Below are 7,516 nucleotides of genomic sequence, written 5' to 3'. Positions count from 1 at the left end.
ACAACGTGTTGAGAAAGGGCTCAGGAAGCTCGTGCTGGCTGCCAGGGACGGCGGCCGGGAGCCGGTGCGAGTCGGCGGGCCATCAGCCCGATCATGGCCCACTTGATCATCGCTTCGGAGTGGGCGGGCAGCCGTTCGTAGTCCCGGCTCATCCGGCGATGGCCGGTGATCCAGGCGTGCGTGCGCTCGACCACCCAGCGGCGCGGCAGCGGCACGAAGCCCTGCTGGCCGACCAGCTTGGCCACCACCTGCACCAGGATGCGCAGCGCCTTCGAGGCGAAGTCCTGGGTGCGGCGGCTGTAGGCGGCATCGGCCCAGACCAGCACCAGGGAGGGCATGGCCATCTTGGCCCGGTCCAGCACCCGGATGCCGCCGTCGCGGTCTTGCACGCTGGCCGCGGTCACCAGCACGACGATGAGCAGACCCAGGGTGTCGACCACCAGGTGCCGTTTGCGGCCGTTGACCTTCTTGCCGGCGTCGTAGCCACGGGAGCCTTTGCCGACCGTGGCGGCGCCGGGCACCGTCTGGGAGTCCACCGCACCGGCCGAGGCGGCTGGGTCACGCCCGGCGGCATCCCGGGCCGCGTCGCGCAGCGCGTCATGGATCCGGTCGGTGGTGCCGTCGGCGGCCCACCGCTGGAAGTAGTAGTAGACGGTCTCCCACGGCGGAAAGTCATGCGGCAGCTGCCGCCAGGAACACCCGGTCCGATCCACGTACAAGATCGCGTCGACCATCCGCCGCCGCGGATACTTCGCCGGTCGTCCGCCGCGAGTGCCGCGGCCACTGGTGCTGAGCACCGGCACCAGCGGCTCGATCAGCGCCCACTGCTCATCGGTCAGATCCGAGGGATAGGCCGGGGAAGAGCCCATGAACCAGCCTGACTCACCGCTCGACCCCTGTCACCCCCGCTTTCTAAACACGTTCTGAGGAGCCCCGCGTGGACCCGATCGTCGGCATCGTCATGGGCAGCGACTCCGACTGGCCGGTGATGGAGCCCGCCGCAGCGGCGCTGGCCGAGTTCGGCGTCCCGTACGAGGCGCACGTCGTCTCCGCGCACCGCACCCCGCGCCGGATGCTCGAGTACGCCGAGAGCGCCGCCGGTCGCGGCCTGCGGGTGATCGTCGCCGGCGCCGGGGGAGCGGCGCACCTGCCCGGGATGGTCGCCGCGGCCACGCCGCTGCCGGTGATCGGCGTCCCCCGACCGCTGGACCGCCTCGACGGGCTGGACAGCCTGCTGTCGATCGTGCAGATGCCCGCCGGGGTGCCGGTCGCGACGGTCTCCATCGGCGGCGGCCGCAACGCCGGGCTGCTCGCCGTGCGCATCCTCGCCGCCTCCGACCCGGAGCTCCGGGCCGCCGTCGAGCGGTTCCAGGCCGACCTCGCCGCGTCCGTCATGGCCGGGGACGCCACGCTGCAGGAGCGGCTGAGGTCCGATTGACCGCAGTCCGGGTCCTGGGGTCTGCGGCCCCGCACTCTGTGCATCCGACGACCACGAGGGAGACGACCGTGCTACGGGGGTTCCGGTGATGCGGGGGCTGGTCCGGCGCGCGAGGCCGCTGATCCGCAGGGCACTGTTCGGCGTGCGTCCCGTCGACGATCTGGCCCGGCGGCTCGGGCTCGACGGCGAGGACGTGGCGCTGGCTGAACACTTCAACCGGTCCAGGGAGGCCTATCCACAACGCTGGCCGGGACTGGTCCGATGGCGGCGTGCGACGCAGCCGTGGCACTGGACGGATCGGGGCAACCGACTCACCCGGTACTACGTGGAACGCTGGTGCGGCTTCACGGTCGGCCGTTACACCTACGGCTTCCAGCAGTGGATCGAACACCCGTGACCGGCACTGGCGTCCATCGGCTCCTTCACCAGCATCGGGCTCGACGTGACGATCGCCGGCTTCACCCACCCCATCGACCGGGTGACGACGAGCCCGATCACCTACCTGCCGTCGCGGGGTTCGTCGAGGAGAACGGTGAACCGGCCCTCCTCGCGGAGCCGGCCAACCGCCCGGTGACCATCGGGAACGACGTGTGGATCGGCAACCGCGTCACGATCCTCCGCGGTGTCCACGTGGGCGACGGAGCGGTTCTCGCGGCAGGGGCGGTGGTCACCCGCGACGTCCCGCCCTACGCGATCGTCGGGGGCGTCCCCGCTCGCCTCATCCGGTGGCGCTTCCCGGAGCCGATCCGGGAGGCGCTCGCACGGTCACAGTGGTGGACGTGGCCCGACGAACTCATCCGGGAGCGGATCGCCGACTTCTCCGATCCGGAGCTGTTCGCCCGGCGTCACGGCGGCCGCGACGGGGCTGCGGCGGCGGGGTAGACGGTCGATCAGGGGCACGCGACGGGCCCGCGAGTCGGGCCAGGTGCCTCCCCGACGGAGGTCGCTGGGCCTAGGATCTACCCGTGGGTAACAACGTTGCGGGGCTGTACGCCCTCACCGAGGAGCACGAGGCGATCCGCGAGGCGGTCCGCGACATCGCCGAGCGGGAGATCGCGCCCCACGCCGCCGAGGTCGACGCCGAGTCGCGCTACCCGATCGAGGCGCAGAAGGCGCTCACCGCCGCCGGCTTCCACGCCACCCACATCCCCGAGGCCTACGGCGGCGAGGGCGCCGACGCGATCGCGACCTGCATCGTCATCGAGGAGGTCGCCCGGGTCGACGTCAGCGCCTCGCTGATCCCCGCGGTCAACAAGCTCGGTTCGATGCCGGTCATCCTGTCGGCGTCCGAGGACCTCAAGCAGCGGGTGCTGCGGCCGATCGCCGCGGGCGACACGATGATCAGCTACGGGCTCTCCGAGCGGGAGGCCGGCTCCGACGCCGCCGCGATGAAGACCCGCGCCCGGCTGGACGGCGGCAGCTGGGTGCTCAACGGCGCCAAGGCCTGGATCACCAACTCCGGCGTCTCCGAGTGGTACACGGTCATGGCCGTCACCGAGCCGGGGAAGGGCGCCAACGGCATCTCGGCCTTCGCCGTCCACCGGGACGACCCGGGCTTCGCGGTGGGCCCGAAGGAACGGAAGATGGGCATCAAGGGCTCGCCGACCTGCGAGCTCTACTTCACCGACTGCACCATCCCGGCCGACCGGATCATCGGCGAGCCCGGCACCGGTTTCAAGACCGCGCTCCGGACGCTGGACTTCACCCGGCCGACCATCGGCGCGCAGGCCGTCGGCATCGCACAGGGCGCCCTCGACGCCTCGGTGGCCTACGTCAAGGAGCGCCGGCAGTTCGGCAAGGCGGTCTCCGAGTTCCAGGGCGTGCAGTTCATGCTCGCCGACATGGAGATGAAGATCGAGGCGGCCCGCCACCTCGTCTACGTCGCTGCGGCCGCCGGTGAGCAGGGCCGGCCCGACGTCACCCGCGTCTCCGCCTCGGCCAAGGCCTTCGCCTCCGACGTCGCCATGCAGGTGACCACCGACGCCGTCCAGCTGTTCGGCGGGGCCGGCTACACGCAGGACTTCCCGGTCGAGCGGATGATGCGCGACGCCAAGATCACCCAGATCTACGAGGGCACCAACCAGATCCAGCGCATGGTGATCGCACGGAGTCTCCTGAAGTAGGTCGTCGACCGGCGTTGCTGCAGGTCAACACCATGATGGGCCGCGCTGGGGGCGGTGGCCTCGTCACTTGTGCGGAGCTACTCGCGGGAGTGATCTCGGCACCCGGTGGAACCGTCAGGCGTGGTCCGTGTGACGCCTGTGTGACGGCTGGCCGCCGAGGAGTTCACGCAGCGTCAGGACGTCCGTCGGTGCCTGTGGTGATGATGGGTCCGTGAGCCGGTCCGATCAGGGCCTTCGCCAGCAGGAGCATCCGCCACTCCGCGGCGTGCTCCGGCCGCTTGTGCGCCGGGACGACGTCCCCCGACCGCCGCGTGACCGCTTGCGTGATCTTCAGGGCGGTGACCGGGCCTCGTCGGCGGTGACTGCGGCATTCGGGGCCTCAGCCGGTCAGCGTCGCGCCGGCCCCCGCGCCCCAGGCGGCGTTGTCGTCGGGATGACGTGGCAGACGGCGTCGTCGTCGCAGGCCGCGGGGTCCAGCCCGTCGGCGCGGTCGCGCAGTCGCCGGATGTCCGCGCGCAGCGCGGTGAGCTCGGCGATGCGCCGGTCGAGGTTGGCGGCGTGCGCGTCGAGCAGGGCGGTGACGTGCCGGCACGGCGGGCCGCCGTGCTCGCGGGCGGTGATGACCTGGCCGATCTCGGCGAGGGTCAGCCCGGCGGTCTGAGCGGCCTTGACGAACCGCAGCCGGGCCAGCGCGCCGGCGTCGTAGTCGCGGTACCCCGAGGGCCGCCGCGCCGGTTCGGGCAGCACGCCGGCCTGTTCGTAGAACCGGATGGTCTTCACGGTCAGCCCGGTCTGGGCGGCGAGCTCTCCGATGCGCACCCGGTGAGCCTACGGCTTGACCTTCCAGTGCAGGGGAGGCTTTACGGTCGGTCCCATGAGCGCGGAACTGGACCTGGCGGTCATCGGCAGCGGCGGGGCAGCGATGGCCGCGGGCATCCACGCCCGCCGGGCGGGCCGGTCGGTTGTGCTGGTGGAGCGCGGCGTGACAGGTGGAACTTGCCTGAATGTCGGATGCGTCCCCAGCAAGGCGCTGCTGGCGGCCAGCGGCCAGCGCGAGCACGCGCTGCACAACCCGTTTCCGGGCGTGCCGACCAGCGCCCGGCCGGTCGACCTGCCCTCGGTGGTCGCGCAGAAGGACACGCTGATCGAGCACCTGCGCGCGGCGAAGTACCTCGACGTCGCCGCCGCGCACGGCTTCGAGATCCGCCGCGGCCAGGCTCGGTTCGCCGACCCGGACCTGCTGCTTGTCGACGGGCAGCCGCTGCCCGCCCGCGCCTACGTCGTGGCCACCGGGTCGGTGCCGGCCACGCCGGACCTGCCGGGCCTGGAGACCGTGGACTGGCTGACCTCGACCACGGCGATGGAGCTGACCGAGCTGCCCGAGAGCCTGATCGTCATCGGCGGCGGCTACGTCGGCATGGAGCAGGCGCAACTGTTCGCCGGGCTGGGCACTGCGGTCACCCTCATCGGCCGGCTCGCGCCGTGCGCCGAACCGGAGCTGGCCGAGGTGATGCGCGCGGCGTTCGCTCAGGCCGGCATCGCCGTCGTCGAGCAGCGGGCTGTGCAGGTGACCGCCGACGCGGGCGGGGTGCGGGTGACCACCAACACGGGGCAGATCGTGGCCGCCCAGCGGCTGCTGCTCGCGATCGGCCGGACCGCGCGCTACGACGGACTGGGCCTGGACGCCGCCGGCATCGACGTCGACGAGCGCGGGTTCATCGCCGTCGACGCCCGCCAGCAGACGTCGAACCCGAAGGTGTGGGCCGCCGGTGACGTCGCCGGCGCCCCGCAGTACGTCTACGTCGCCGCCGAGACCGGCCGCGCCGCCGCGGTCAACGCCCTCGGCGGCAAGGCCGAGGTCGACTACACCGGCCTGCCGCGGGTGGTCTTCACCCGCCCGCAGCTGGCCAGCGCCGGACTGACCGAGGCCCAGGCGCTGGCCGCCGGGCACGCCTGCGACTGCCGGGTCCTGGGCGGCCAGGACATCCCCCGGGCACTGACCAACCAGGACACCCTCGGGGCGCTGAAGCTCGTCGCCGACGCCGACACCGGCCAGGTGCTCGGCGTGCACGCCGCGCTCGAGGGCGCCGGCGACGTGATGCTCGCCGCCACCTACGCGATCAAGGCCGGGATGACCGTGGACGACGTCGCCGACACCTGGGCGCCGTACCTCACGATGAGTGAGGCGCTGCGCATCGCCGCCGGGCTGTTCCGCACTGACAAGCCCACCAGCTGCTGCGCATGACCGGCCGCTCCCGGCGTCCGACGGCGCGTTCAACGCTGCGGTCAGCTCGCTGGTCTTGTGCAGCGTGCCGGACCAGGACGCGGCGCTGGGAGAGTTGCGGCGGGTGCTGCGGCCGGGTGGCCGGCTGTTCTCCTGGGAGCATGTGCGCGCCGGCGGGCGAGCCGCGGCGCGGATGCAGTATGCGCTGGACGCCACGGTGTGGCCGATCTTCGGCGGAGGCTGCCACACCGCCCGGGACACCGCCGCGGCGATCCAGCGGGTCGGGTTCACCCTCGAGCGGATCGAGCGCTTCCCCTTCCCCGACGTCAGCTTCCCGATTCCGACGAAGCCGCAGATCCTGGGGACGGCGATCCGCGCTTGGCGGCGCCGCAGGCGCTGCCCGCGCCGCCGCGGCGGCCGTCCGGGTACCGGGAGTACTGCGAGGACGCGGTCGACAGGCTGCGTTCGTCAAGGCCGGGCAGGCCGCCGGCCTCACCCTCGGTGAGGTCCGTGAAGTGATCGCCGTGCGTGACAGCAGCGGCCGGCCCTACGAGCACGTCGCCGCGCTGCTGGACACCCACGCCGTCGACCTCGACCGGCGCATCGCCGAACTCACGGCCCTGCGCGCGGAGGTTGAGCGGCTCCGCCACCGCGCTTCCACGCTGAATCCGGCCGCCTGCAGCGCCGCCGCCGTCTGCCCACTGATCCCCTCGGACGCCGGCTGACGCTGCCAGGATCGGTCGCACCCCACGAGCTGGCGGAAGGGTGGGCGATTCGCATGGCGACGGAGACGGTGGGCGACTCAGAACGTGTTGAGAAAGCGGGCTGACAACTTCGGGGTTGTGGGCCAGGGTGGGCTATGGGCTCTTCCCCGGCCTACCCCTCGGATCTGACCGATGAGCAGTGGGCGCTGATCGAGCCGCTGGTGCCGGTGCTCAGCACCAGTGGCCGCGGCACTCGCGGCGGACGACCGGCGAAGTATCCGCGGCGGCGGATGGTCGACGCGATCTTGTACGTGGATCGGACCGGGTGTTCCTGGCGGCAGCTGCCGCATGACTTTCCGCCGTGGGAGACCGTCTACTACTACTTCCAGCGGTGGGCCGCCGACGGCACCACCGACCGGATCCATGACGCGCTGCGCGACGCGGCCCGGGATGCCGCCGGGCGTGACCCAGCCGCCTCGGCCGGTGCGGTGGACTCCCAGACGGTGCCCGGCGCCGCCACGGTCGGCAAAGGCTCCCGTGGCTACGACGCCGGCAAGAAGGTCAACGGCCGCAAGCGGCACCTGGTGGTCGACACCCTGGGTCTGCTGATCGTCGTGCTGGTGACCGCGGCCAGCGTGCAAGACCGCGACGGCGGCATCCGGGTGCTGGACCGGGCCAAGATGGCCATGCCCTCCCTGGTGCTGGTCTGGGCCGATGCCGCCTACAGCCGCCGCACCCAGGACTTCGCCTCGAAGGCGCTGCGCATCCTGGTGCAGGTGGTGGCCAAGCTGGTCGGCCAGCAGGGCTTCGTGCCGCTGCCGCGCCGCTGGGTGGTCGAGCGCACGCACGCCTGGATCACCGGCCATCGCCGGATGAGCCGGGACTACGAACGGCTGCCCGCCCACTCCGAAGCGATGATCAAGTGGGCCATGATCGGGCTGATGGCCCGCCGCCTCGCACCGGCTCCCGGCCGCCGTCCCTGGCAGCCAGCACGAGCTTCCTGAACCCTTTCTCGACACGTTGTCAG

The 7,516-nt window shown here is 72.2% G+C and carries 10 protein-coding genes; 8 read left to right on the top strand and 2 right to left on the bottom strand.

Going from position 1 to position 7,516, the window contains the following annotated elements; all coding sequences use genetic code 11:
- Positions 1-20: 20 nt before the first annotated feature.
- Complete coding sequence (locus CNO22_RS24195) at positions 21-869, bottom strand: IS5 family transposase (RefSeq protein WP_100501805.1); 849 nt, start codon at positions 867-869, stop codon at positions 21-23.
- 68 nt (positions 870-937) lie between these two features.
- Here CNO22_RS24195 and purE point away from each other — a divergent pair, with 68 nt between their 5' ends.
- From purE to CNO22_RS24180, 4 genes are all read left to right on the top strand, one after another.
- Positions 938-1,438 (top strand): 5-(carboxyamino)imidazole ribonucleotide mutase, encoded by a 501-nt coding sequence (gene purE, locus CNO22_RS24190; RefSeq protein WP_198588571.1) that lies wholly within the window; start codon positions 938-940, stop codon positions 1,436-1,438.
- 88 nt (positions 1,439-1,526) lie between these two features.
- Positions 1,527-1,835: a hypothetical protein gene (locus tag CNO22_RS29455; protein ID WP_232807314.1), complete on the top strand. Its 309-nt coding sequence runs from the start codon at positions 1,527-1,529 to the stop codon at positions 1,833-1,835.
- A 173-nt stretch (positions 1,836-2,008) separates the two neighbouring features.
- Positions 2,009-2,320: a CatB-related O-acetyltransferase gene (locus CNO22_RS29450; RefSeq protein ID WP_269799630.1), complete on the top strand. Its 312-nt coding sequence runs from the start codon at positions 2,009-2,011 to the stop codon at positions 2,318-2,320.
- Between the two features lie 83 nt (positions 2,321-2,403).
- Positions 2,404-3,561, top strand: a complete 1,158-nt coding sequence (locus CNO22_RS24180) for an acyl-CoA dehydrogenase family protein (RefSeq protein WP_100501808.1) — start codon at positions 2,404-2,406, stop codon at positions 3,559-3,561.
- 387 nt (positions 3,562-3,948) lie between these two features.
- On the opposite strand, the gene CNO22_RS24175 is transcribed toward CNO22_RS24180, so the two are convergent.
- Entirely contained in the window at positions 3,949-4,380 is a 432-nt protein-coding gene (locus tag CNO22_RS24175; RefSeq protein ID WP_100501807.1) for a heavy metal-responsive transcriptional regulator, read from the bottom strand.
- Between the two features lie 55 nt (positions 4,381-4,435).
- Between CNO22_RS24175 and merA the strand changes: the two genes are divergently transcribed.
- The 4 genes from merA to CNO22_RS24155 all read left to right on the top strand — a co-directional run bounded on the left by merA (position 4,436) and on the right by CNO22_RS24155 (position 7,493).
- Entirely contained in the window at positions 4,436-5,806 is a 1,371-nt protein-coding gene (gene merA, locus CNO22_RS24170; RefSeq protein ID WP_100501806.1) for a mercury(II) reductase, read from the top strand.
- The gene (locus tag CNO22_RS30255; RefSeq protein WP_408609711.1) at positions 5,742-6,290 is read left to right on the top strand and encodes a class I SAM-dependent methyltransferase; all 549 of its coding nucleotides are present in this window, start codon (positions 5,742-5,744) and stop codon (positions 6,288-6,290) included. Before merA ends, CNO22_RS30255 begins: the two co-directional genes overlap by 65 nt.
- Before the next feature lie 10 nt (positions 6,291-6,300).
- Entirely contained in the window at positions 6,301-6,510 is a 210-nt protein-coding gene (locus CNO22_RS29445; protein ID WP_232807313.1) for a MerR family DNA-binding protein, read from the top strand.
- Between the two features lie 134 nt (positions 6,511-6,644).
- Positions 6,645-7,493, top strand: a complete 849-nt coding sequence (locus CNO22_RS24155; RefSeq protein ID WP_100501805.1) for an IS5 family transposase — start codon at positions 6,645-6,647, stop codon at positions 7,491-7,493.
- Positions 7,494-7,516 lie beyond the last annotated feature (23 nt).

This window comes from Geodermatophilus chilensis, from assembly GCF_002802985.1.
GTDB classification, from domain to species: domain Bacteria; phylum Actinomycetota; class Actinomycetes; order Mycobacteriales; family Geodermatophilaceae; genus Geodermatophilus; species Geodermatophilus chilensis.
The sequence above is the reverse complement of the archived record's forward strand: the minus strand, read 5'-3'. Positions and strand labels throughout refer to the sequence as shown.